The 23973-nt window shown below is 70.5% G+C and carries 17 protein-coding genes; 8 read left to right on the forward strand and 9 right to left on the reverse strand.

What is annotated here, in order from left to right:
* Window positions 1-100: 100 nt before the first annotated feature.
* Window positions 101-1189: a DNA topoisomerase IB gene (locus K8625_RS41590; RefSeq protein ID WP_223785829.1), complete on the reverse strand. Its 1089-nt coding sequence runs from the start codon at window positions 1187-1189 to the stop codon at window positions 101-103.
* Between the two features lie 181 nt (window positions 1190-1370).
* Between K8625_RS41590 and K8625_RS41595 the strand changes: the two genes are divergently transcribed.
* The 3 genes from K8625_RS41595 (at window position 1371) to K8625_RS41605 (ending at window position 10142) form a co-directional block, all read left to right on the forward strand.
* Complete coding sequence (locus tag K8625_RS41595; protein ID WP_223751787.1) at window positions 1371-2192, forward strand: hypothetical protein; 822 nt, start codon at window positions 1371-1373, stop codon at window positions 2190-2192.
* Between the two features lie 129 nt (window positions 2193-2321).
* Window positions 2322-4484: a hypothetical protein gene (locus K8625_RS41600; RefSeq protein ID WP_141323116.1), complete on the forward strand. Its 2163-nt coding sequence runs from the start codon at window positions 2322-2324 to the stop codon at window positions 4482-4484.
* A 144-nt stretch (window positions 4485-4628) separates the two neighbouring features.
* Window positions 4629-10142: a DNA repair ATPase gene (locus K8625_RS41605; RefSeq protein WP_223785830.1), complete on the forward strand. Its 5514-nt coding sequence runs from the start codon at window positions 4629-4631 to the stop codon at window positions 10140-10142.
* A gap of 51 nt (window positions 10143-10193) precedes the next feature.
* On the opposite strand, the gene K8625_RS41610 is transcribed toward K8625_RS41605, so the two are convergent.
* Window positions 10194-10895, reverse strand: coding sequence for an expansin EXLX1 family cellulose-binding protein (locus K8625_RS41610; RefSeq protein ID WP_223751789.1), 702 nt, complete (start codon window positions 10893-10895; stop codon window positions 10194-10196).
* A 164-nt stretch (window positions 10896-11059) separates the two neighbouring features.
* Here K8625_RS41610 and K8625_RS41615 point away from each other — a divergent pair, with 164 nt between their 5' ends.
* Together K8625_RS41615 and K8625_RS41620 are read left to right on the forward strand one after the other, a co-directional pair.
* Complete coding sequence (locus tag K8625_RS41615; RefSeq protein WP_223785831.1) at window positions 11060-11632, forward strand: hypothetical protein; 573 nt, start codon at window positions 11060-11062, stop codon at window positions 11630-11632.
* 202 nt (window positions 11633-11834) lie between these two features.
* Window positions 11835-12407 (forward strand): hypothetical protein, encoded by a 573-nt coding sequence (locus K8625_RS41620; protein WP_223785832.1) that lies wholly within the window; start codon window positions 11835-11837, stop codon window positions 12405-12407.
* 84 nt (window positions 12408-12491) lie between these two features.
* On the opposite strand, the gene K8625_RS41625 is transcribed toward K8625_RS41620, so the two are convergent.
* Window positions 12492-14363, reverse strand: a complete 1872-nt coding sequence (locus K8625_RS41625; protein ID WP_223785833.1) for a von Willebrand factor type A domain-containing protein — start codon at window positions 14361-14363, stop codon at window positions 12492-12494.
* Window positions 14364-14462: 99 nt separating this feature from the next.
* Here K8625_RS41625 and K8625_RS41630 point away from each other — a divergent pair, with 99 nt between their 5' ends.
* Window positions 14463-14951: a VOC family protein gene (locus K8625_RS41630; RefSeq protein ID WP_223751793.1), complete on the forward strand. Its 489-nt coding sequence runs from the start codon at window positions 14463-14465 to the stop codon at window positions 14949-14951.
* On the opposite strand, the gene K8625_RS41635 is transcribed toward K8625_RS41630, so the two are convergent.
* Window positions 14937-16046 carry a heparan-alpha-glucosaminide N-acetyltransferase domain-containing protein gene (locus K8625_RS41635; RefSeq protein ID WP_223751794.1) on the reverse strand — a complete coding sequence of 370 codons (1110 nt, stop codon included), beginning with the start codon at window positions 16044-16046 and terminating at the stop codon, window positions 14937-14939. The genes K8625_RS41630 and K8625_RS41635 overlap by 15 nt on opposite strands.
* Window positions 16047-16355: 309 nt before the next feature.
* Here K8625_RS41635 and K8625_RS41640 point away from each other — a divergent pair, with 309 nt between their 5' ends.
* A complete protein-coding gene (locus K8625_RS41640; RefSeq protein ID WP_223785869.1) occupies window positions 16356-17336 on the forward strand; it encodes a pirin family protein in 981 nt (326 codons plus the stop codon).
* 221 nt (window positions 17337-17557) lie between these two features.
* Window positions 17558-18919 carry a DHA2 family efflux MFS transporter permease subunit gene (locus K8625_RS41645; protein ID WP_223751830.1) on the forward strand — a complete coding sequence of 454 codons (1362 nt, stop codon included), beginning with the start codon at window positions 17558-17560 and terminating at the stop codon, window positions 18917-18919.
* A gap of 29 nt (window positions 18920-18948) precedes the next feature.
* Here K8625_RS41645 and K8625_RS41650 read toward each other — a convergent pair whose 3' ends face one another.
* From K8625_RS41650 to K8625_RS41665, 5 genes are all read right to left on the reverse strand, one after another.
* On the reverse strand, window positions 18949-20118 hold the full coding sequence (locus tag K8625_RS41650) for a hypothetical protein (RefSeq protein ID WP_370640443.1): 1170 nt from the start codon (window positions 20116-20118) through the stop codon (window positions 18949-18951).
* A gap of 293 nt (window positions 20119-20411) precedes the next feature.
* Window positions 20412-20543 (reverse strand): hypothetical protein, encoded by a 132-nt coding sequence (locus tag K8625_RS44040; protein ID WP_255510287.1) that lies wholly within the window; start codon window positions 20541-20543, stop codon window positions 20412-20414.
* A 22-nt stretch (window positions 20544-20565) separates the two neighbouring features.
* Window positions 20566-21354, reverse strand: coding sequence for a hypothetical protein (locus K8625_RS41655; protein ID WP_223785834.1), 789 nt, complete (start codon window positions 21352-21354; stop codon window positions 20566-20568).
* A 112-nt stretch (window positions 21355-21466) separates the two neighbouring features.
* Window positions 21467-22234 carry a hypothetical protein gene (locus K8625_RS41660; protein ID WP_223785835.1) on the reverse strand — a complete coding sequence of 256 codons (768 nt, stop codon included), beginning with the start codon at window positions 22232-22234 and terminating at the stop codon, window positions 21467-21469.
* 13 nt (window positions 22235-22247) lie between these two features.
* Entirely contained in the window at window positions 22248-23951 is a 1704-nt protein-coding gene (locus K8625_RS41665) for a hypothetical protein (RefSeq protein ID WP_223785836.1), read from the reverse strand.
* Window positions 23952-23973: the final 22 nt, after the last annotated feature.

The raw sequence follows: 23973 nt of genomic DNA on the forward strand, positions 1-23973 counted from the left end.
GCTCCTTGCCGGTCGCATGGTCCAGAAAATGCGCATGCGACCGGCATTTGTCTCGGAACTTCCGGCGACCTACTTAGGCGCGGGACGGGCCCGGCCCGGCTCACGCGTCGGGCCGGCGCCGGGGCGTGTCGAGCAGGTGCAGGAGCGCCTTCTCGGAGCAGTGCAGCCTGTCGCCGCGCGACGACGTCAGCTCGTCCACGGAGTCGAAGTAGCGGTCCACCACCTGGCCCCGCTCGAACAGGGCCAGCACGGACGGGTAGATGTACGAGGAGCGCGCGACGGCGGGCGTGTTGCCCAGGTGCTCGGCGACCTCCTTCACCGCGGCCACCATGCTCTTCTTGAGCGCGGGGCCCTTCGCCTGGGCCTGCTTCGCGCGGGCCCGGGCCAGGGCGCACGCGCAGATGAGGGTGCCCGCCCAGGTGCGGAAGTCCTTGGCGCTGTAGTCCTCGCCCATGACCTCCTGGATGTACGCGTTGATGTGGCGCCGGCGGACGTCCACCACCAGCCCGTCATCCAGCACGAACTTGAACACGTCCCGCCCGGGCACCTTCAGGAGCTTGCGCACGAGCGTGGCGACGCGCCGGTCGGTGAGCTGGCGGTGCTGCTGCTTGCCGCTCTTGCCCGGGAAGTCGAACGACACCGTGTCCCCGGACACGCGCACGTGGTTCCTCCTCAGGGTGGCGATGCCGAAGCTCGCGTTGTCCTCCGCGTAGCGCTGGCTGCCCGGGCGGATGAAGCACGTGCCCAGGATGCGCAGGGTGGCGGCCAGCACCTTGTCGCGCCCCAGCCCCTGGCGCCGCAGGTCCGCGTTCACGCGCCTGCGCATGCGCGGCAGGGCCCGGGCGAAGCCGACGATGCGCCGGAACTTCGCCTCGTCCGCCTTCCTCCGGTACGCGGCGTGGTAGCGGTACTGCCAGCGGCCCGCGGCGTCGCGGCCCACGGCCTGGAGGCTCGCGGTGGGGGAGGGGGCGATGAACACGTCGCGCCACGCGGGCGGCAGTCGCAGGGCCTCGATGCGCTCCTTCGTCCTCGCGTCCACGCGCCTTCCGCTCGCGTCCACGTAGCGGAAGCCCCGGGCCGGTGAGCCCACGCGGCGCAGGCCCTCTTGCTGGAGCCGCTCCAGCCGCGTGAGACCCCGGCTCCGGGCGGGGGCTCGAGGCGGGCGGGCAGTGGCGGCGGTGGCTTGCATTTCGCGGCTTCCGGGTGGAGGTGGACCCCGGGAACCCTTGGGTCCCGGCCCTCTGGAGGTGCCAATCCCGAGCGCGCGCGGCAACGAAGGTCGCCTCTGCTTTCCCGCCCGTGGAGCAGGCAGGAAAACGACCCCCCCGGTTTTCGCAGGGAATGCCCGTGGATTAGAGTCCGGAGCGCTGATGACGCCCTTCTTCGACGCCATCCTCGCGTTCCCCACCGCCCTCTTCACCACCGCCATGGGCGTGGTGCTGACCTATTGGCTGTTCGTCATCGTGGGCGCGGTGGGGATCGACCTGCTGGACGGCGGGCACGTCGACTTCGAGTCGGGCGGCAAGGCGCTGGGCGCGGCCATCGAGGGTGGCGGCAAGGCGCTGGCGGGCTCGCTGGAGGGCGGGGCGAAGGCGGCGGGCGAGGCGCTCCAGGGCGGCAAGGCGCTCGCGGGGCATGACCACGACGCGCACGTGGACGGGGGCATCCTCTCCACGCTGGGCTTCGCGGGGATTCCGCTCACGGTGTCCGTGAGCCTGGTGTCGTTCTTCTCGTGGTTCCTGTCGCTGCTGGCCACGCCGCCGGCGCACGCGCTGCTCGGCGGGGCGCTGCCATCGTGGCTCATCAACTCCACGCTGGGCATCCTGTGCTTCATCGCGGGCCTGGTCATCTCCGGCTTCGCGGTGCGGCCGCTGCGGCCCGTGTTCGTGGCGCACAAGGCGCCCGGGCGCGACTCGCTGCTCGGCCGGGTGTGCACCATCTCCAGCGGCAGCGTCACGGACAGGAACGGCCACGCCACGTTCGAGGACGGCGGCGCGGGCATCATCTTGAATGTCATCTGCGCCAAGGCGAACGGCCTGAAGCGCGGAGACCCGGCCCTGGTGCTCGCGTACGACGCCGAGCGCGACGCGTACGAGGTGGAGCCGGTGGATTGGTTGTTGCCGGAGGAGATGGATCAGCTTCGCGACCCGGTGCGGGCCGCGGCGCTGGCACGCTCCCGGGCACGCGCATGACTTGAGTCGAGGCACGGGTCCGCTTCAGAGGGGGGCGGGCCGTGAATGGATTCGACGCCAGGGGGCTTTCGCGGGGGATCCCTGGCGCCTGATACAAGGCCCGCCGTCAATACTTCACAGGAAAAGGCCATGGATCCCATCACGCTGGTAGCCGCCGTCGGCGGAGGTGTCATCCTCCTGACCGGCATCATTCTCACCATCGTCCGTCTCTACCGGCAGGTGGACCAGGGCAAGGTGCTCATCGTCAACACGCTCAAGAGCGAGCCGCTGGTGACCTTCTCCGGCGCGGTGGTGTTCCCCATCATCAACCGGGCGGAGGTGATGGACATCTCCCTGAAGACGGTGGAGATCGACCGCCGCGGCAAGGAGGGCCTCATCTGCCAGGACAACATCCGGGCGGACATCAAGGTCACCTTCTTCGTGCGCGTGAACAAGACGCGCGAGGACGTGCTCAAGGTCGCCCAGTCCATCGGCTGCGTGCGCGCCAGCGACCAGGAGACGCTGGAGAAGCTCTTCGAGGCGAAGTTCTCCGAGGCCCTCAAGACGGTGGGCAAGAACTTCAACTTCGTGGACCTCTACACCAAGCGCGCCGAAATCAAGGACAACGTGGTGGAGGTCATCGGCCGCGACCTCAACGGCTACATGCTGGAGGACTGCGCCATCGACTACCTGGAGCAGACCCCGGTGGAGATGTTGGACAAGGACAACATCCTGGACGCCGAGGGCATCCGGAAGATCACCAAGCTCACCACCGAGCAGAACATCGTCACCAACGAGCTCAAGCAGACCGAGCGCCAGGCGGTGACCAAGCGCAACGTCGAGGCCGACCAGAGCATCTTCGAGCTGGAGCGTCAGCGCGAGGAGGCGGCCGCCAAGCAGAAGCGCGCGATTGAATCCGTGCAGGCCGAGGAGTCCGCGGAGGCCGAGCGCGTCAAGCAGGAGCAGTACTCCAAGGCGCAGCTGGCGCGCATCAAGGCCGAGCAGGAGATCCTCGTCCAGGAGCAGAACAAGACGCGCGACATCGAGGTGGCCCAGAAGCACCGCGAGCGCGAGGTGAGCGTGGAGGCGGAGAACGTGGAGCGCGCCCGCTCGCTGGCGGCCATCGGCCGGGAGCGTGAGACGGAGCTGGAGCGCATCGCCAAGGAGCGCGCGCTGGAGGAGCAGAAGAAGGACATCGCGGACGTGGTGCGCGCACGCATCGCCGTGGAGAAGACGGTGGCGCAGGAGGAGGAGCGCATCAAGGACCTGCGCGTGGAGTCGGACGCGCTGCGCAAGAAGCAGGCGCTCATCATCACCGCCGAGGGCCAGGCGCAGGAGAAGACCGTCAAGGACGTGAACGCCGCCAAGGCCAACAGCGAGATGGCGGTGTACATGGCGAAGGAGAAGCTCACCCTGGCCGAGGCGGACCTGGAGGCCGCGGACAAGACGGCCAAGGCGAAGACGCGCCTGGCCGAGGGCATCCAGGCGGAGGCCGCCGCGACGGGCCTGGCCGGCATCCGCGTGAAGGAGGCGGACGCCGCGGCCACGGAGAAGCTGGGCATGGCGCAGGTGCGCGTGCAGGAGGCCGAGGCGGGCGTCATCGAGAAGCAGGGCCACGCCCAGGCGCAGGCGGTGCGCGAGAAGCTCCTGGCGGAGGCCGCGGGTGAGCAGGAGAAGGGCCTGGCCCGGGCGCGCGTGCAGGAGGCGGAGGCCGTCGCCATCCAGAAGCGCGGCGAGGCGGAGGCCATCGCGACGAAGGAGAAGCAGCTGGCGGAGGCCGCGGCCATCCAGGAGAAGCTGCTCGCCGAGGCCCGGGGCCTGGCGGAGAAGGCGGCGTCCATGAAGCTGATGGACGGCGTGGGGCGCGAGCACGAGGAGTTCCGCCTGCGGCTCGGCAAGGAGCGCGACGTGGAGCTGGAGAACATCCGCGTGCGCAAGGACATCGCGCAGGCGCAGGCGGAGGTGCTGGCCAAGGCGTTCGCCAACTCGAAGTTCAACATCGTCGGCGGCGACGGCGAGTTCTTCGAGCGCTTCGTCAAGGCGGTGTCCTTCGGCACGGCGGTGGACGGCGCGCTGGACCACAGCGAGTCGCTGAAGAAGGCGCTGGGCGGGTACGTCAACGGCGAGAAGGACCTGCCGGCGGACCTCAAGGAGATCCTCTCCAAGCCGGGTCTGAGCAACGACGCGCAGAACCTGGCCGTGGCCGCGTTGCTGCACCGCATGACGCCGAGCGCGACGGACGCGACGGCGGCGAGCCTGAAGGCCCTGCTGGGCTCCGACGGCAAGGCCGCCTCCGCCGACAAGCAGGGCTGAGGCCATCAGCAGGGGGCCGCCATCGCCGCGCGAGCCGTGCGGTGGCGGCCATGTCGTCACGACGACTCCGCCCCGGGCCCTCCGGGGTGGCGTCCCCTCGACGGGGGACGGGGCGGGGTCCATGCGCAATTCCGGTGAGCACTCATGGCAACTGAAGGTGGCAAGGGCGCGGCGCCCACGGGCGAGGTCGCGCTAGAGGGGGGCAGCTACGAGGTCATCCGGACGCGACTGCTCGCGCAGGCGGAGGCGCTGGGCACCAAGGCGGCGGACCTCAACGCGCGGCGCAAGGCGTTCTTCGGTGGCACGGAGCTGGCCGTCATCGGCAACGAGCGCGTGCGCACCGAGAACAACTGCGTGGCGCGCGACATCGTCAGCGTCGGCAAGTACCTGCTCTTCGGCTACAACGTCTTCATCGGGCTGAAGAAGGAGACGTCCGTCGCGGACGTGTTCTCGCTGCACCGCTTCGAGAAGACGGCGGACGGGTTCGACCTGTCCGCGGTGCCGCACACGGAAGGCGGCGGCTTCCTGGCGGACCCGCGCTTCATCAAGGACTTCGGCGAGCTGTACCGCTACTACAAGGACGCGAAGCTCCTGCAGCTGCGGCGCAAGGACGCGCGCCTGTTGGCGGTGTTCAAGACGGGCCAGTCCGCGAGAGACCTGAAGGTCTTCCGCTTCAGCCTGGACACGGACGGCAACGCCACCTACCTCGACAACCAGGGCGACAAGGACCACACCTTCCCGCCGTCGCACGACTTCGAGTGGACGGTGGCCACGCGCGAGAACTACGTGCTGGGCGCCCACCCGCACGTCAACGTGCTGGACCAGGTCTTCGTGGAGACGGTGAAGGGGGACCTCACCGTGAAGGTGGAGGACAACACGTCCTCGGGCCTGGGCATCTACAGCGAGCCGGTGGAGGACGCGAACCAGTCGCTGGACGACGCGCGCTTCGCCTGGGCGCAGGTGGGCACGCTCATCCTGCTGCGCGTGCTGCCCTTCCGCGAGAAGGTGCAGCGCTACCTGGTGTTCAACTCGCGCACGCAGCACGTGGTGCGCATCGACGCCATCGGTCAGGCGTGCATCCGGCTGCCCGAGGACCAGGGCATCATCTTCCCCGGCGGCTACTACCTCCAGACGGGGGACTACAAGGTCTTCGACGGTGAGGCCACCGGCGAGGGCATGGAGTTCAAGAAGGTCATCCGCTCGCCGAATGGCGAGGACGTGCTCTACGTCTTCCACCAGCGCGAGGTGGGGCGCTACCTGCTCTTCCCGTACAACCTGGTGCGCAAGGAGGTGCAGAACCCGCTGGTGTGCAACGGGTACAGCCTCTTCGGGGACGGCGGGCTGGTGGTGTTCCGCGAGACGTCGGCGGACCCCACGCGCGTGCACCCGATGCAGGTGTGGCAGACGCCCTTCGCGTCGGACGAGCACGCGGCGGCGACGCCGCCCGCGCCCGGGTACCTGGGCAAGGTGGGCAACGCGGAGCTGGTGCGCGGCATCTCCGACTCGCTGACGCTCCAGCGCATCGCGAAGACGGACAAGCCCAGCCGGCGCACCTACGAGGACCTGGTCGCCGCGGCCACGCGCGCGCTGGACGCGTACTACTGGCTGGGCCACGCGGAGACGGGCCTCCAGGAGCCGATCGAGACGCTGCGGCGCACCTCCGAGCTCATCATCGACGAGTTCGAGAAGGTGCTCGCCCTCCAGAAGCGCGCCACGGAGGCCCTGGCGGAGGCGGAGCAGGCCCAGGCGAAGCTGCTCGCGCGGGTGCGGCCGGAGCTGCTCACCACCGCCGAGGAGTTCATGCTGGTGCTGGCGGAGCTGCGCCAGCAGCGCGGGCACCTCATCACCCTCAAGGACATCCGCTACATGGACCTGGGGCGGGTGGACGCCCTGGAGAAGGCGGTGGTGGAGGCGTCCGACTCCACCAGCACCGCGTGCGTGGAGTTCCTCCAGAAGGGGGAGGCGCTCCAGCCGCTGGCCGCGCGACTGGACGAGCTGCTCGCGAAGCTGGAGCCGGTGCAGACGACGGCGGAGCTGCAGCCGCTGGGCGAGGACATCGAGAAGACGGCCCAGGGCCTCACCGTGCTGGGCGAGGTGGTGGGCGGCCTCCAGGTGGGAGACCCGCTCGCGCGCGCCCGCATCCTGGAGGGCATCTCCGAGCTGTTCGGCCGGCTCAACCGCGTGCGCGCGAGCCTGGCCGCCAAGCGCAAGGAGCTGTCCGGCCGCGAGAAGCGCGCGGAGTTCGGCGCCCAGTTCAAGCTGCTCGGGCAGGCGATCGAGAACGCGCTGGCGCAGGCGGACGTGCCGGAGAAGTGCGACGAGGGCCTGTCGCGCCTCACCGTGCAGCTGGAGGAGCTGGAGGGCCGCTTCGGCGAGTTCGACGAGTTCCTCGGGCAGATCACCCAGAAGCGCGAGGAGCTGCTGGAGGCGTTCGGCGCGCGCAAGCAGACGCTGGTGGACGAGCGCCAGCGCCGCGCGCAGAGCCTCTTCGGCGCCGCGGAGCGCATCCTCCAGGGCGTGCAGCGCCGCTCCAAGGCGTTCAAGTCCGACGACGAGCTCAACGCGTACTTCGCCACCGACGCGATGATCCTCAAGCTGCGGCAGCTCTCCGAGCAGCTGATGGCGCTGCAGGACAGCGTGCGCTCGGACGAGGTGCAGTCGCGGCTGAAGTCCGCCAAGCAGGACGCGCTGCGCGCGCTGCGTGACAAGCAGGACCTGTTCGCGGACGGCGACAACGTCATCAAGCTGGGGACCTACCGCTTCAACGTCAACACCCAGCCGCTGGATTTGACGCTGGTGCCGCGCGACGGCGCGCTGTACCTGCAGCTCACCGGCTCCGACTACGCGCAGAAGCTGGAGGACCCGGCGCTGCTCGAGCAGAAGGACCTCTGGGACCAGCACCTGGTCTCCGAGACGCGCGAGGTGTACCGCGCCGAGTACCTGGCCGCGTGCATCCTCTCCGACGCGGAGGAGGGCAAGAACGGCCTGTCCCTGACGGGGCTGCACGCGGCGGTGATGGGCGGGACGCTGCTGGAGCCCGTGCGCGCGTACGCGGCGGACCGCTTCGACGAGGGCTACGAGCGCGGCGTGCACGACGTGGACGCGGCCGCGGTGCTGGAGAAGCTCCTGGCGCTGCACCAGGGCGCGGGCCTCTTGCGCTTCGCTCCGGTGCCTCGCGCCCTGGCGGCGCTGTACTGGGCCTTCGACACCGAGGAGGCGGCGCGGGCGCTCCTGCACCGTCGGGCGCGCAGCCTCGCGCGGCTGCGGCAGACGTTCTCCGCGGCGGGCGGCCTGCACGAACTGGGCATGGCGCTGGGCGAGGCCGTGGGGGCCTTCCTGAAGGCGCAGGGGCTTTCGCACTCGCCGGCGGAGGCGCGGCTGGCGGGTGGCTACCTGGTGGAGGAGCTGGCCGTGGAGCGGCCCCGCTTCACCACGAGCGGCGAGGCGCTGGTGCTCCGGGACGCGTTCCTGGCGCAGCTGGAGCGGCAGGGGACGCGCACGGCCTTCGAGGAGGATTTGCGCGGGCTGGAGAAGGACCTGGCGTCGCGGCTGGACATCGCGCGCGCGTGGGTGCAGGCGTGGCTCGCGCAGCGGGACGGCGGCCCCGGGGACTCCGGCTACTTCGTGCTGGAGACGGCGGTGTTGCTGCTCACCGAGCGCAAGCTGGACCGCGAGCCCGCGGGCGCGCTGACGGCGGCCGAGGTGACGGGCCTGTTGGGCAGCCACCCGCGCATCCAGGACCGCAAGCTGCCGTTGCGCCTGGATGAGTTCCTGGCGCGCCTGGGCGAGTTCCGGCAGCTGCGCGTGCCCCGGTATCAGGCCTACCGCGCGTTGCAGCGGGACCTGCTGGAGCGCGAGCGGCGCAAGCTGCGCCTGGAGGAGCTGACGCCGAAGGTGCTGTCGTCCTTCGTGCGCAACCGGCTCATCGACGAGGTGTACCTGCCGCTCATCGGCGCCAACCTGGCCAAGCAGCTCGGCGCGGCGGGCGAGGGCAAGCGCACGGACCGCATGGGCATGCTGCTGCTCATGTCGCCGCCGGGCTACGGCAAGACGACGCTGATGGAGTACGTGGCGAGCCGCCTGGGCCTCACCTTCGTCAAGGTGAACGGCCCCGCGCTGGGGCACTCGGTGAAGTCGCTGGACCCGGCGGAGGCGCCCAACGCCACCGCGCGGCAGGAGGTGGAGCGCATCAACCTGTCCTTCGAGATGGGCAACAACGTGATGCTCTACCTCGACGACATCCAGCACACGGACCCGGAGCTGCTCCAGAAGTTCATCTCCCTGTGCGACGGCCAGCGCCGCGTCGAGGGCGTCTGGAATGGCCGCACGCGCACCTACGATTTGCGCGGCAAGAAGTTCTGCGTCGTCATGGCCGGCAATCCCTACACGGAGACGGGGGAGCGCTTCCGCATCCCGGACATGCTCGCCAACCGCGCGGACACGTACAACCTGGGCGACATCCTGGACGGGAAGGAGCACCTGTTCGCGCTGAGCTACCTGGAGAACGCGCTGACCTCCAATACGGTGACGGCGCCGCTGGCCACGCGGGACTCGGCGGACACGCATCGGCTCATCCGCATGGCCCAGGGCGAGGAGGTGCCCGCGGGCGAGATGAAGCACGGCTACGCGGCGGCGGAGCTGCAGGAGATCATCGCCATCTTCCAGCGGATGTTCCGGGTGCAGTCGGTGCTGTTGAAGGTGAACATGCAGTACATCGCTTCGGCGGCGCAGGACGAGCGCTTCCGCACCGAGCCGGCCTTCAAGCTCCAGGGCAGCTACCGCAACATGAGCAAGCTGACGGAGAAGCTCGTGTCCGCGATGACGGACGCGGAGCTGGAGCGGCTCATCGACGACCACTACCAGGGCGAGTCCCAGACGCTCACCACCGCCGCGGAGCAGAATCTGCTGAAGCTGGCGGAGATGCGCGGCCGGCTCACCCCGGAGAAGGCGAAGCGCTGGGAGGAGATCAAGCAGGGCTTCGCGCGCGTCAAGCGCATGGGGGGCAAGGAGGACGACCCCGTGGCCCGTGTCACCGGGCAGCTCAGCGGCATCGAGGAGCAGCTCGGCGCGGTGCGCGACGCCGTCTCGCAGGCGGCCACGCAGCTGGCCCAGGGCGCCGCGAATGACGAGGCGGACCCCACGGCCGAGGCCCTGCCGTACCTGGAGGCCCTGCGCGACGCGGTGCTGGAGGTGGCGCGGGTGGGCCGCGAGGTGAAGCAGGCTCCGGTCGTCGCGGCCGCCGCGCCCGTCGCCGCGAGCCCGGATCTGACGCCGTACCTCAAGCACCTGGCCCAGCTGCTCAAGGCGCTGACGGAGCGCGCGGCCATGCCCGTACAGGCGCCCGTCGTCCAGCAGGCGCCCGCGCAGGACTTCGGGCCGTACCTGGACCAACTGTCGCGAGCGCTCGCGGCGCTGGCGGACCGCCCCGTGAATGTGTCGGCCCAGGTGCCGGCGGAGGCGCTCCAGCGGACCGCCGTGGCCGGACCCTCGCCCGCGGAGCTCAGCCGGCAGATCGAGCTGGTGGAGGGTGTGCTGCTGCCCCTGGAGCGGGCCTCCCGTCGCGCGGTGCAGGGCGAAGGGGAGGGCGTCAAGTCGCTCCAGGTCTGGCAGAACGTCACCGAGGCGCTGGAGCTCCTGCGCTCGATGCTGCGGCGCTGAGGTGCGGGCCGGGGCTCGCTTCGCGCGAGCCTCGGTCCGGGGTGCTCGGGGTCAGCGGAACTGCTGGGTGCCGCGCACGCTGTCGTCGTCGAGGACGCGGGGGAGGGTGTCCTCCACCTGCTCGCCGGTGGACGACGTCACGCGCACGGTGAACGCGCCTTCGCCCATTCCGCCCGACTCGACGAAGTAGTTGTAGTCCTCGCGCGGCACGTTCTTCCAGGCGCCATCGCCGCGTCGCCACTCGAGCTTCGAGATGGGCAGCCGGTGGTTGCGGACCTGGATGGCGGTCCACCACGGGTTGCTGCCGTTCTTGAAGTGGTACTCCAGGTTGCCGGCGACGTCGCAGGAGACCACCTTCCAGGTGATGTCCACGCGGCCCAGGCGCATCTCGGCGATCTTCGCGAAGGCCTCGCGGCTCAGGTCCAGGTGGCCCGCCTCGCATTCAGGGCAGCGGTCGACGATGCGCACGCGCACCGAGCCGCTGGGGCCCTGGATGTCCACACACTGGCCACAGGCGGCACTGTTGGCGTACTGGGGCGTGTTCATCGCCGCCACCATCATGTCGTCCGGGCTGGCGTCGTAGCTGCAATTGCCCGCGCCGGTGGCGTCGTAGAACGTCGCGATGCCCTTCTGCTCCTCGCCCAGGGGCACGCCTCCGCCGGAGGGGTCATCTTTTCCGCAGCCGCCGCAGGCGAGGAGGGAGGCGGCGAGGGGAACGAGCAGCACTCGGGAGGACAGGTGGGATGGGCGCATACGTGGCGGAGGATACCGCAAGGCGTCCTCCCGGTGCCCAGGCCCGTTGCCTGGAAATGTCGGTGCAATGACTTGCAGGCTGCTAGCGTGCGGGCGCTGTTCGCGAACCAGGGGGTTGTCACGTCATGCGAAGCTTCCGACGCGCTGTCTCTCTTTGTGCGGCGATGGTCCTTCCGGCCTGTGGTGTGGAGGAGCCCACGGGCGGACTCGATGAGGTGTTCGACGTCCGCGAGGCGGAGCTGGTCTCGGCGGTGTCCCGTGGATGTGTCTTCGAGCTCACCTCGGTGGTGCGCGCGGGCACGCTTCCGCCCATCCACGACATCTTCCTGAGCCGGCTGGCCTCCGGGACGTGCGCCTGGCCCGCGGCCAGCATCGGGCTGGGCACCTCCATCAACTCCACACCCAGCCTGTCCCTGGTGGCCAATGACCTGGGCGTGGCGGCGGGCTTCACGGTGAAGAACGGCTACAGCGGCAGCTCGCCCAGGACCGTGGGCATCAAGCACGTGGACCCGGAGCTGCTGACGGTGGTGCGCAACACCGGCTTCGCGGTGTACCTGGGCACCGGCAGTGTCTTCCTGGGCTACCTGGCCATCGGCGCGGACGGCACCACGCTCACCGCGGGCGGGACGAAGGCGGGCATCATCAGCCCCACCGAGACGGGCAGCGGCAGCAACTTCATCGCGACGTTCCCGGACTTCTTCACCAGCACCACCCCACCCAGCGTCGTCGCGTACTGAGCGCGGCCGTGGGCGGACCGGGCCTCCAGGTGATTCTCGGAGACGGAGAGGATGGGGTTGGGGTTCTCAGCGCGTGAGTCTTTGTCTGGCTGCGATTCCGGATGCAAGACATTGCGGGGGTGGTACGGTGCCGCCGCCACATTCCTGAACCGGGGGTTGTCACGTCATGGGGTTCCTCAAGAAGTCTGTCTGTCTTTGTGCGATGTCGGTCCTCTCCGCCTGCGGTGGGGAGGCTCCCGGGAGCGAGCAGGAGGCGTCACTGGAGGCTCGGGAGGCGGCGCTGTCGTCCACGGCGACGTCCAGGGGCTGCACGTTCGAGGTGACGTCGGTGGTCGTGACGCAGGCCCCGGTGCCTCCCGTCACCGAGAACAAGCTGCACCGGCGCGCGTCCGCGTCGTGCCCGTGGGCGGCGGCGAGCCTGTCCTTGCCCTCGTCCAGCGGCTACGCGCCCCCGTCGCTGTACGTCGCGGCCAACGAGCTGGGCGTGGCGGTGGGCCTCACCTACAAGAGCAGCTACGGCGGCGGGCCCTACCGCACGCTGAGCTTCTTCCACGTGGACCCGGAGACGATGACCATCGTCCGGCGGGATGGCTACCAGGTGTCCGGCACGATTGACCTGACGTCGGTGGCCATCGAGCTGGACGGCACGACGCTGACGTCCTACGGGACCAAGGCCGGCGTCATCTACGGTGAGACGGGCACCGGCCCGGAGTTCGTGGTGTCGTACCCCGACTTCTTCACCAGCACCACGCCGGGCACCGTCCTCGCGTTCTGAGCGGGCGTGCCGGAATGAAAAAGTGGGGTGGAAGGCTCCCCCAGTGGGCCTTCCACCCCACGACCCCCGACAGCGAACCTCTCTTCAGCGACCGCGCGCCGAGGCACCCGACAGCGCGCGGGCCTGCGTCACCAGCCGGACGAACTCGGCGCGGTCCGCGTCACCGCCCACGGCGCCCTCGGCCAGCTTCTGCGCGGTGGCCAGGCTCCAGCCCTCGGCGGCCGGGTTGCCGCGCAGCACGTCGGCGGTGGCGGCCACGGCCAGCGCGAAGCGGAAGTCGGGCGAGGCGGCCTCCAGCGAGTCGCGCAGCAGCGAGCGCTCCAGCGGGAAGGCCTGCTCGGAGGCCTCCGTGCCGTTGGGCGCCTTGGCGCGCACGCGCACCGTGGCCAGCGACTCCCTGGCGCCCTTCACCAGCTCCACCTCGTACAGCGCCGTCACGTTGTGGCCCGCGCCAATCTCACCCGCGTCCACCTTGTCGTCGCGGAAGTCCTTGTCCGCCACGTCGCGGTTCTCGTAGCCGACCAGGCGGTAGCGGCTCACGGCGGCGGGGTTGAACTCCACCTGCAGCTTCACGTCCTTGGCGATGACCTCCAGCGTGCCCGTCAGCTGCGTCTCGAAGACCTTCTTGGCCTCCTTGTAGCTGTCCACGTAGAAGCTGTTGCCGTTCCCCTTGTCGGCCAGCTTCTCCATCATGTCGTCACGGTAGTTGCCCATGCCGAAGCCCACGGTGGTGAGGGTGACGCCCTCGGCCACGTACTTGCGGATGCTCTCCAGCATGGACTCCGGGGACACGCTGCCGATGTTGGCGTCGCCGTCGGTGAGCACCACGACGCGGGAGACGACCTGCCCGGACGCCTTCTTCACCGCATGCTTGTAGGCCATCTCCATGCCCGAGCCCATCGCCGTGCCGCCGCCGGACTCCAGCCCGTCCAGCGCCGCGTGGATGCGCTTGACGTCCGTGGCGGGCGTGGGCGCCAGCACGTCCCGCGTCGAGCCCGCGTAGGTGACGATGGCCACCGTGTCGTTCTCGTTGAGGTTCTTCACGGCGATCTTGATGGCCTCCTTGGCGAGCGGCAGCTTGTCCTGCGACGCCATGGAGCCGCTGGTGTCGATGAGGAACACCAGGTGCGCGGGCTTGCGCTGCGAGCGCGAGACGACCTTGCCCTGCACGCCCACGCGCACGAAGTGGCGCTTCGAGTCGAACGGGGAGGGCGCCGCCTCCAGGTGCACCGTGAACGCGCCCTTCTCCGGCGGGGCGTAGCGGTACTTGAAGTAGTTGACGAACTCCTCCACGCGCACCGCGGAGGCCGGCGGCAGGTTGCCCTGCTGCAGGTAGCGGCGGGCCACCGTGTACGACGCGGTGTCCACGTCCGCGGCGAAGGTGGACAGCGCGTCCTTGGCCGTCTCGGTGAAGGCGTTGGGCTTCCAGTTCTCGAACGTGTTGCCCTGGTGCGTGGTGTCCGCGTCCGCCGGGGCCAGCGTGTCCTGCGCGGGCTTGCGCGTGGGGAGGCTGGGCATGCTCTTGCTGGGGCCGGGGGCCGCGCGCTTGGCGAGCTCCATGGCCCTGGGCGCGGCGCCCGCGCCGCCCAGCGTGGCGGGGCTCGGCGGAGGAGGCGCGGCCATCATCACTGCGCTCGGCTCCTCCATGGGCGCGCCTTCCACCGCGGAGGACTCGTCGTGCTCGGTCTCGGCGAACGTGTGGGGGTCGGCCTTGGGCGCCTCGGGCCGCATCGCCTGCGCCACGGCGCCCGCGGGGGCCTTCTCCCTGCGCTCGTCCTTGGCGCCGTCCTGCGCCGCGTCATCTCGGTGGGCGGCCCGGGGCTTGTAGTCGGCCTGGGGGGCCACGGAGAGGCCCTCCGCGGTGGGCTTGGACGACGTGCACGCCGGCAGGGTGCAGGCGACGAGCAGGGCACTTCCCCACTGGCTCAGGCGGCGCTTCAGGAAGGACTGGGACATGCGTTCTCCGGGGGACGGATACGACGTTCGCCGCTTCGAAACGCACGACCTGGGAAATGGGTCTATTCCCCCGGATTTTCCCGTGACAGGGTGCCCCCCATGGAGACCTCGAGACCCTTTCGAATCCTGGGCGTCCAGCAGATCGCCATCGGCGCCGCCGACAAGGCCCCCCTGCGCAAGCTGTGGGTGGACCTGCTGGGCCTGACGCCTCACTCCACCTATCGCAGCGAGCGCGAGAACGTGGACGAGGACATCGTCACGGCCGGTGCGGGCCCCTTCAAGGTGGAGGTGGACCTGATGCAGCCCATCAACCCCGAGGGCAAGCCCCGGGTCCACGAGACGCCGCTCAACCACGTGGGCCTGTGGGTGGATGACCTGCCCGTCGCCGTGGCGTGGTTGGAGAAGCAGGGCCTGCGCTTCGCCCCCGGCGGCATCCGCAAGGGCGCCGCGGGCTTCGACATCTGCTTCGTGCACCCCAAGGCCAACGAGCAGTTCCCCTACAGCGGAGAGGGCGTGCTCATCGAGCTGGTGCAGGCCCCGCCCGAGGTCGTCTCCGCCTTCGAGAAGCTGGCGTCAGCTTCCCACTGACGTCAGCGCTCCACGCGGGCGCTTCGTCACGGCCCGGAGCGCGCTCTTCACCAGGCGCTCCAGCCCGTCCCACGCCAGGCACAGCATCCACGTGGCGACGATGAGCACGGCGGTGAGCAGCCAGTACTGGGGCCAGTCGCTCTTGTCCCCCCAGAAGCGCTGGAACGAGAAGACGCCCCCCAGCCGGTAGAACAGCAGCATCTCGTGGAAGAAGTATGCGGAGAGCGACGAGGTGCCGAACACCTCGATGAACCGCCGCAGGCGCGAAGGCGCGCTCGCCTCCGCCACGCGCCCCTCCAGCCACATCAAGCCGAGCAGCACCGCGCACACCCACGCGAAGCGCGCCGCGGAGTTGGACGGGTTGGCCACGAAGAAGCGGTGGTGCGGGTAGAGCTGGAAGAGGAAGTCGCCGGACGCGGCGCCCACGGCGCCCACCGTCACCAGCGCCAGCAACGCCAGGGCCAGCGCGCGGCGGCCCCACGCGCCCGCGAGTGTCCCCGCGAACGCGCCCAGCCACCCGAAGCCCAGCCAGGGCAGCAGGGGGAACGGCGCGAAGGAGGACTTGTTCGTCAGCGTGGCCCACGGCCCCGTCACCTGTTCCCCCAGCGGCGCCACCGCGAAGACGGTGAACGCCAGCGCGAGGCTCAGGCCGGCCAGCGCGCGGGGACGCGAGGCGAGCAGGGCGGCCACCGGCAACATCAGGAGCAGGCACACGCCCACGCACTGGAGGATGTCCATGCGCAGCAGCCACTTCGGCTCGCTCAGCAGGGGGAACCAGGCCCAGTTGACCAGCGAGGCCACCAGCAGCACCTCGCAGGCGCGGCGGAGGTTTCGCGGCACGCGCTCGCGCAGCTTCCCGGCGGCGGCGCTGCGCACCATGACGAGGGCCAGGGCGAAGCCCGCGGAGAAGATGAACGCGGGGGCCACCAGCCCGTCCACCTTGAGCAGGCGGCCCACCCAGACGCTCTTGCGCAGCTCCGGGGTGAGCAGGGCCAGCGAGTGCGTCTGGACCATGAACAGCACGGCGATGCCGCGCAGCCAGTCGATGGCGCGCACGCGCTCTTGGGACACGGCGAAGGGGGGGGATGGGCTCACGGCGGGCGAACCCTACGGCAACCCCAGGCGAAGGTGTATGGGGAGCGGGCTGGCGGGCCCCGGACGTGAAAGAATGCGCCCCGGGCTGGCCGGGATTAGAGGCTCCGGACGGCGTCACGCGTGGCAGGAGGCCCCTTGAGCGAGGAAGTCAGTCGGAGAGCGGCGCTGCGGTTGCTCGCGGTGGCGGGGGCCACCACCACGGCGAGCTGCACGAAGAGCCCGGGAAAGGCAGAGGAGCAGGGGATGAGCCAGTCGTCGAAGGGGAGTGAAGCGCCACCCGTCATCCTGGGCATGGGCCCCTTGCGGGGCATGCCCTGGCCCACGCCGGACCCGTTCCTGTTCTGCGTCCACCACGTCGACGCCTACCCCCAGGGCAACGAGCAGCTGGGGCCCACCGCGTCGCTGGCGGGCCGGCAGCTGGGCCAGGACTTCGAGGGGCGCGACGGCTGGAACATGTACCACGGCACCGTGGTGCCGGGCTTCCCGCAGCATCCGCACCGGGGCTTCGAGACGGTGACCATCGTCCGCAGCGGGCTGTTGGACCACTCGGACTCGCTGGGCGCCGCGGCGCGCTTCGGCGGCGGGGACGTGCAGTGGCTCACGGCGGGCAGCGGCGTGCTGCACTCGGAGATGTTCCCGCTCCTGAAGAAGGACGCGCCCAACCCCGTGGAGCTCTTCCAGATCTGGCTCAACCTGCCGCGCGCCGACAAGCTCGTGGCGCCGCACTTCTCCATGCTCTGGGACCACGCCATCCCGCGCCACGTGGCGAAGGATGAGGCGGGGCGCACCACCGAGGTCACCGCGGTGGCCGGCAGGCTGGGGGACGCGAAGCCGCCGTCGCCTCCGCCGAAGTCCTGGGCCGCGCGGGTGGACTCGGACGTGGCCATCTGGACGGTGAAGCTGTCGCCCGGCGCGCGCTGGACGCTGCCCGCGGCCCAGCGCGGCAGCAACCGCTTCGTGTACTTCTTCAAGGGCTCCGCGCTGAAGGTCGGCGGCCGGGACGTCCCCGCCCGGCATGTCCTGCAGCTGCGCCCGGACGCGGACGCGCTGCTGGAGAACGGCCCGGACGAGACGGAGCTGCTCATGCTCCAGGGGCGCCCCATCAATGAGCCCGTCGTGCAGCACGGGCCGTTCGTCATGAACTCGCGGGAGGAGATCGTCCAGGCGTTCAACGACTACCAGCGCACCCAGTTCGGCGGGTGGCCCTGGAAGAGCGATGACCCGGTGCACGCGCGCGAGGAGGGGCGCTTCGCCCGGCACGCGGATGGCCGGCTGGAGCGGCCGGCCTGACGAGTCCCCCGCGCCCCGTCCGTGATTCCACCGGGGCGTCGGCCGAGTGCCGGCCGCCCGGTGGCAGGGTGGGCGAGGGCCGCCCGCGCGCAGTGTCGTCGAGCGTGACAGTCGCGCGGCCACATGTGCATAGAAGAGAGGTGTCCGACTCCCCTGGCTCCTCTCCACCCGGCTCGCCGCCCGCGTCCTCCCAGAGAGGCTCCCGGCTGGCGTCCATCGCGGTGGCGAGCGCGCTGTTCATGGAGTTCGTCGACTCCACCGCGCTGTCCACCGCGCTGCCGACGTTGTCCGCGGCCTTCGGCACGGACCCCATCCACCTCAAGCTGGCGCTGACGTCGTACATCCTGGCCCTGGCCGTGCTCGCGCCGGCGAGCGGCTGGGTGGCGGACCGCTTCGGCCCTCGTCGCGTCTTCATGGTCGCGATGAGCGTCTTCCTGCTGGGCTCGGTGCTGTGCGGCTTCTCGCGCACGCTGCCGCAGCTGGTCCTCTTCCGGACGCTGCAGGGGTTGGGCGGCGCGCTGATGACGCCCGTGGGCAGGCTCATCGTGGTGGGCTCGGCGCCGCGCGAGAAGCTGGTGTCCGCGCTGAGCTGGTTCACCATGCCCGCGCTCGTGGGGCCGCTCATCGGTCCCCCCATCGCCGGGCTCATCCTGGGCGTGGCCGACTGGCCATGGATCTTCTTCGTCAATGTCCCGGTGGGCCTGTTGGGCATGCTCGCGGTGGCGCGCTTCGTCCCGGAGCTGCCGCAGCCGCACCCGGGGCCCTTCGATTGGAAGGGCTATGCCATCGCCGCCGTGGCGATCACGCTGACGATTGTCGCGGTGGAGACGCTGGGCGTGGGGCTGGTGCCTCCGGAGACGCAGCTGGGCATGGCCCTGGTGGCCGTCGGCGCGGGGGTGCTCTACGTGCGCCACGCGCTGCGGCGCCATCGGCCGGTGCTGGACGTGCGGCTGGTCAAGGTGGCCACGTTCCGCGCCAGCATCGCGGGCGGAGGGCTGGTGCGCATGGGCCTGGGCGCGACGCCCTTCCTGCTGCCGCTGCTCTTGCAGGTGGGCCTGGGATGGGGTCCCTTCGAGGCGGGCATGATGACCATCGGCACGGGCCTGGGGGCCATGTCCTGCAAGCCGCTGGCGCCGTGGGTCATCCGCAAGCTGGGCTTCCGCGCCACGCTGACGGGCTCCAACCTGGCCGCCGCGGTGCTGACGGCCGTGCCGGCGTTGTTCCGCGTGGGCACGCCCATCCCGGTCATCGTCGTCACGCTGTTCGTCAGCGGCTTCGTGCGCTCGCTCCAGTTCACCGCCATCAACGCCGTGGCCTACGCGGACATCCCCCCGGAGAAGATGAGCCAGGCGTCGACCATGGCGGTGGTGACGCAGCAGATGGCGTTGAGCGTGGGCATCAGCTTCGGCGCGCTCATGCTGCACCTGGCGCGCGGGGCCGGCGAGCTGCCCCTGACGCCGGACCGCTTCCTGATGCCCTTCATCGCCATCGGCGTGGTGTCCTCGCTGGCGGGGTTCTTGTTCCGCCGGCTGCCCGAGGACGCGGGCTCGCGCATCGGTGGACGCGCGGCCCGGGCCTCGTGAGGCACCCGGGCCGCGAGGAATGGCGGTGACTACAGGCCGTCGTGGTAGCAGAAGCCCATGGTGCGGTCGAAGCCGCCGGGCGGACGCGAGTAGCTGAAGTAGCCCAGCTCCTCACCCGGACCGCAGTTCGTGCGGGCCCGCTCGTAGCGCAGGCAGGTGGCGGTGCCCGTGCGGCCCAGGTCCAGGCACGTGCCGCGCGCGCCCTCGCTGCCGCAGAACTCGGCGAACGTCACGCCCGGGGTGCACGTGGAGCCCACCGGCGCGGTGTCGAACCGGAAGCCGAACGACTGCAGCACGGCCTGCGTGGTGCACAGGCCGTAGACGCCGCACATCATGCCCTGGGGACAGCCGGGGTCGGCGGCCAGGAAGTCACACGTCTGGGTGCACTGCGCGTTCTCCGACAGCAGATCCGTGCAGGTGTAGCCCTGCTCGCAGTCCGTCGACGCCAGCTCGTACTCGCTCGCGGCCGGCGTGGTGGTGCACGCCTCGCCCTGCGTCTTGGTCCCCAGCGAGCGCTCCAGCGTGCCGTCCGAGGCCACGTAGTTGGTGGGCACGCACGTGGTGTCCGGCAGGTTCGCCGTCAGCGAGCCCTGGCGGGGATCACACCCGCCCTGGCGCACGGTGTTCCACGTCGCGAAGCGGATCCACTTGCACTCCCCACCCGGCACCAGCGCGCTGCCCCAGAAGGGCGCGTTGAGGGGCGGGGCGTCCACGGCCTCGCGCAGCACCACGTTGGCCAGCGCGCCGATGGTCTGGTCGGGCGACACCTTCAGCGCCAGCAGCAGCGTGCCGGACTCGGCCACCAGGTCCTTCTGCGTGGCCGCGCCCGAGTCCTTCGTCCCGAAGACGCACTGGTCGCACGCGAAGGTGTTTCCGCCCGCGGTGGCCAGGTTGTAGAGGCCCGGCGTCGTGTCCACGTCCAGGCGGATGAACGCCCGGTCCCGGGCGGCCGGGTCTCCGAAGCTGCTGAAGTCGCCGCGCAGCGTGGGCTGGTTGGTATACATGACCGGCGTCAGCTCGATGCCATTGGCCATCTCCCCGAGGGTGATCTCCTCACAGCCCGGAGGCGCCGTCAGCAGCCTGGCCTGCTCCTCCAGGGAGCCCACCTCCTGGTGATTCGTCGCGGGCTCCTTCGTCGTCGTGGGCTCACAGCCCACCAGGCCCGCCAGCAACACCGCACCCCAACGCAAACCCTTCACGCTCGAAACAGCTCTGACGTAGGACGCCATGTGTCTCCCTTTCGCTCGAATGCTGACTGGAATGACATGGGCGCCGGTGTGCCGGCCTCCCATGCATTGGATTGAACGAGCGGGGGCCGGAATTGTCGCGGGAGATTTGTCAGGAGTGACTATTTTGTCTGGATTTCATGGTTCAGTGTGACTGAGTGTGCGATTGGTGTCACTCGTGGCGTGGCTCATCTCGCGGATGGGGTGGGATGGCCAGACGTGCCGGCTCCTTCCTTCGAGAGGAAGGGGCCGCCATGCTGCGGACTTCAGGGCTGGTAGTCATTGACGCGGAAGCCGCCGACCCAGGTGAACCCGTTCGGGTCCCTGGCCGCGAAGCCAATCACATACCGCTCACCGGCCAGGATGGTGTGCGCGGGAGGCGTGCCCCGCGCGTCCATGCCTCACCCCAGGCCGCGCGGCTCACGGCAGGAAGTAGCGGGCGCGGAAGCCGTAGAAATTGACGCTCGCGTTGGGGTCGCGCGTGCCGAAGCCAATCGTATACCGGTTACCCACCGTCACCGTGTGGGCCGGCTGGGACGCGGAGAAGATGGGGAAGCTGGTGAAGCCGCCGTTGAACGCCACACCCGAGGACTGCCAGGTGCCTCCGAAGCTGCTGAAGTAGATGGGCGCGAACGTCGTATCCCCCGTGCTCCAGATGGCCGCCTCGAAGTATCCGGCGGTGGAGTAGTCCAGGCCGTAGGCGATGACCTCCTGGATCTGCGCGCCGTTCGGGAGGTCCAGACCGCAGACGAAGGTGTTGCGGGTGGCGTTGGCGTTCACGGTGCAGGGGAAGAGGTTGTCCCCATCGGTCCGGAGCGTGCCGCCGCCACTGCATTGGCCCGTCGTCGCCGCGGCCGCGGTCCCCTGCGGCGTGCAGGCGATGGCGGGGATGGACACGTAGTACGTCCCGGCCAGCAGCTCCCGCGGGCCGGTCTGCGCGAGGGTGGCTGGCTTGGACTGGCAGCGGATGGACCCGTCCGGCGTGACGCTGCCGATGGCGTCCGCCCCGCACGTCCGCGCCACCGACTCCATCCTCGCGTCCGAGTACGTGGGCGCCGCTCGGGGCGAAGCCTTCTCGGTGACGACCACGGCGGGCGTCGTGGCCTGGGGGGCGACGGGCTCGCCGCGCTCCTCGGCGGAGGCAGTGGACAGCGTGACGAAGGCGGTGAGCGCGGTCAGCGCGTGCACGGTCGACAGATGACGAGGCATGTCGATGTCCTTTGGGTTCGGAGCGCGTGCGTGGGTGCTCGCGCCCGAATGTCGATGGGACAACACATGCCGGAGTTGCCGCAATTGCGGTTTAGTCTCGTTGTTTTGAATCCTACGTTTCCCGCCGCACCTCGAGGATGATGCCCTCGGACTCGGGCGTGCCGAGCGAGACGAGCTGCTCCAGCTCTCCGCGGACCAGGAAGTTCGCCTGGGCGCGGTGATAGGGAATGTCGCCCTGCAGCTCCAGGGTGCGATGGACCTCCTCCAGGGTTGCCTGGGGTTGGAGCAATCGCAGACGCACCCCGGAGGTCTCCGCCTCCGTGTCCTCGTCCTCCAGGTTTCCCAGGTCCGCGGACGCGGCCAGGGCCGCGGCGAGCGCGCGGGACAGCAGCGGCGCCGCGTTGCCCGGGGACTTCACCCACGCGCGGACGGACAATCGCAGCTCACAGCGCCGCCGCTCCAGGAAGCCCTCGGCGCGGGTCCCTCGCAGGTAGGCCACCACGGCCTCGCTGGCGACCGCGGGCGCGCGGTACAGGCGCAGCGTGGACTCCTCCACGACGTAGTCGTCGCCCCGACGCAGCGGACGGCCAGGAGGTGACTCCACCTCCACCACCTGTCCCGTCGCGTTCGCCGGCAGGGTGAAGTCCTTGCGCGTGCCATTGCCAGCCCAGCGATGCACCTGCGCGAAGTAGGACGGCTGTCGCAGCGCGGTGAGGTCATCGCCCTCGGGCATCGTGAGCTTCATCCGCGAGGCGATGACCTCGACGAGCGCCTCCATCTCGACGGAGGGCCCTCGCGAGGGGCCGGTCGCGACCTCCACCGTCTCGGGAATCGCGGCGCGCAGCGCATCGTGGAAGTAGGACTCGATGGCAAGGAGCATGGGTGGGGGCTCGCTATCTCGGGAAGAGCGCGTAGGTCTCCTGCCGGGGGATGACGACCTGGAGTCCGGAGAGGGTGACCTCACCGGCCACGCGGGATTGGACGATGAGCTCGAGCGGTGGTGCTTCGCCCGTTCCTCCGGGCGGAGTGAGCACCGCCAGCGCCTGGGCGTCCAGGTGGACGACGCCGTCACCGTCCGGTGTCACGTCGAGCACCTTCGTACCCCAGCGCAACTGGAGCCGGGGCGGAGGCGGCGGCACGGGCACGATGGGGCGGAGGCGGGGACGGGCGCAGGCCCAGAGCGGCGCGGCTCCCGGGGCCTCTCCGGGCAGCTCGCTGTCGCGCGGCAGCCAGGGGCCGGTCGGCTCGGTGCGATGGAGCGTGGTGTCCGGTGTCACCGCTCCCGGCTCGGGTGTGCCGGACGCGGGCTCGATGAGGCTCCAGAGGACCTCTCCCTCGTCGGTGGTGACGACCACCCACCAGCGCCCCTTGTTCAGCGCGAGGGGCTTGGGGAGCGTGAAGGACACCCAGCGCGCGGGCCACGGCGGAGGCCCCGACGCCTCGAGCAGCAGTGGCACGGCGCTCCCCGGGAGCGGTGCCTCGTCGGGCCGGTCGTGCACGTCCGCGTGGAGGGCGACGGTGCCCGTCACCTGGCGCGTCCCCGGGCGCAGGTGGAGGTCCACGGCCGTCAACGCCCCCGGAGCACGCGACGCGATGAAGGCCTGTGCGGCGGAGCGCCCGGAGCCGCAGCGATGAGCGCGCGAGGGCCGCGCGGGTGGACGCGGTGTCAGAGGGAGGTGCTCGTCGCGCAAGGCGTGGCGCACGTGGAAGCGCACCTCCGACAGCGCGCGGTCCCTGGGGACGGAGACGCTCGCGATGGCGGTGCCGTCCGTGTCCAGCGCCAGCGTCCGCTCATCGGCGCCGTCGCTGAAGCGTCGGATGTCATCGAGCGTGTCCAGCGCGAGCCGGACGCGGTCGAACATGCCCAGCCCGGAGGCGCGCAGGGACACCGTCACGCGGCCCGCCTCGAGGTTCGCGGGCCAGGCGCGCTGGAGCGCCTGGGTGAGCACGTCCTCCATCACCAGCTCCTGGCGCGCGTTCATCGGGAGCGCCTGGTGGAAGAAGAGCGCGCCCGAGCCCGTGCCCGCGGAGGCGGTGAGGTCCGGCGGACGCGCGGGCGCGCGCAGGGTGAGGCTCGCGAGCTTCGTCGCCGACAGCGTCTTCGGCGTCCCCAACGGAGGATGGGAGTTGTTCGCCTCCACGAACTCCACCAGCAGGCGGCTGGCGAAGATGCCCGGCAGGGGCTCCACGGCGTTGACGCCCACCGTGTCGGACGGCGTGGGCGGATACCAGGCGCCGCCCTCCGCGATGCTGAGGCGGCCCTTCTTGGCCGTCTGGGTCGGTGACGCCGGAAGGGTCAGCTCCATCGAGGACAGGGGCCGCCGCGAGCCCCAGTCCAGGCTGAGCCAGGTGATGGCCTGGCTCGCGTCCACCACGTTCTGCCCGGTGCTCGTGGCCAGCGTGGCGGTGGGAATCAGGTTCACCGTCACGTCGTCGCCCGGGGCGCGCAGGGCGAGCGACGCGCGCAGCAACACCACCCCCGCCGGCACCTCCAGCGCGACGACGAGCCCGGCCGGGTCCACCGGCACCTGCGCGGGCGTGGGAGGAGTGGCCGTTCCGGTATAGGTCAGCGTGGCGCCGACGCGCGTGTCGCTCATGGCAGGAGTCTCTGCGCCGCGG

The organism is Myxococcus sp. AS-1-15 (assembly GCF_020037055.1).
GTDB classification, from domain to species: domain Bacteria; phylum Myxococcota; class Myxococcia; order Myxococcales; family Myxococcaceae; genus Myxococcus; species Myxococcus fulvus.

Bases quoted from the DNA above. Each gene is read 5' to 3' on its own strand.
- K8625_RS41590 (WP_223785829.1), bottom strand. From the start codon at position 1,189: ATGCAAGCCACCGCCGCCACTGCCCGCCCGCCTCGAGCCCCCGCCCGG.
- K8625_RS41595 (WP_223751787.1), top strand. From the start codon at position 1,371: ATGACGCCCTTCTTCGACGCCATCCTCGCGTTCCCCACCGCCCTCTTC.
- K8625_RS41600 (WP_141323116.1), top strand. From the start codon at position 2,322: ATGGATCCCATCACGCTGGTAGCCGCCGTCGGCGGAGGTGTCATCCTC.
- K8625_RS41605 (WP_223785830.1), top strand. From the start codon at position 4,629: ATGGCAACTGAAGGTGGCAAGGGCGCGGCGCCCACGGGCGAGGTCGCG.
- K8625_RS41610 (WP_223751789.1), bottom strand. From the start codon at position 10,895: ATGCGCCCATCCCACCTGTCCTCCCGAGTGCTGCTCGTTCCCCTCGCC.
- K8625_RS41615 (WP_223785831.1), top strand. From the start codon at position 11,060: ATGGTCCTTCCGGCCTGTGGTGTGGAGGAGCCCACGGGCGGACTCGAT.
- K8625_RS41620 (WP_223785832.1), top strand. From the start codon at position 11,835: ATGTCGGTCCTCTCCGCCTGCGGTGGGGAGGCTCCCGGGAGCGAGCAG.
- K8625_RS41625 (WP_223785833.1), bottom strand. From the start codon at position 14,363: ATGTCCCAGTCCTTCCTGAAGCGCCGCCTGAGCCAGTGGGGAAGTGCC.
- K8625_RS41630 (WP_223751793.1), top strand. From the start codon at position 14,463: ATGGAGACCTCGAGACCCTTTCGAATCCTGGGCGTCCAGCAGATCGCC.
- K8625_RS41640 (WP_223785869.1), top strand. From the start codon at position 16,356: ATGCCCTGGCCCACGCCGGACCCGTTCCTGTTCTGCGTCCACCACGTC.
- K8625_RS44040 (WP_255510287.1), bottom strand. From the start codon at position 20,543: ATGGACGCGCGGGGCACGCCTCCCGCGCACACCATCCTGGCCGGTGAG.
- K8625_RS41655 (WP_223785834.1), bottom strand. From the start codon at position 21,354: ATGCCTCGTCATCTGTCGACCGTGCACGCGCTGACCGCGCTCACCGCC.
- K8625_RS41660 (WP_223785835.1), bottom strand. From the start codon at position 22,234: ATGCTCCTTGCCATCGAGTCCTACTTCCACGATGCGCTGCGCGCCGCG.
- K8625_RS41665 (WP_223785836.1), bottom strand. From the start codon at position 23,951: ATGAGCGACACGCGCGTCGGCGCCACGCTGACCTATACCGGAACGGCC.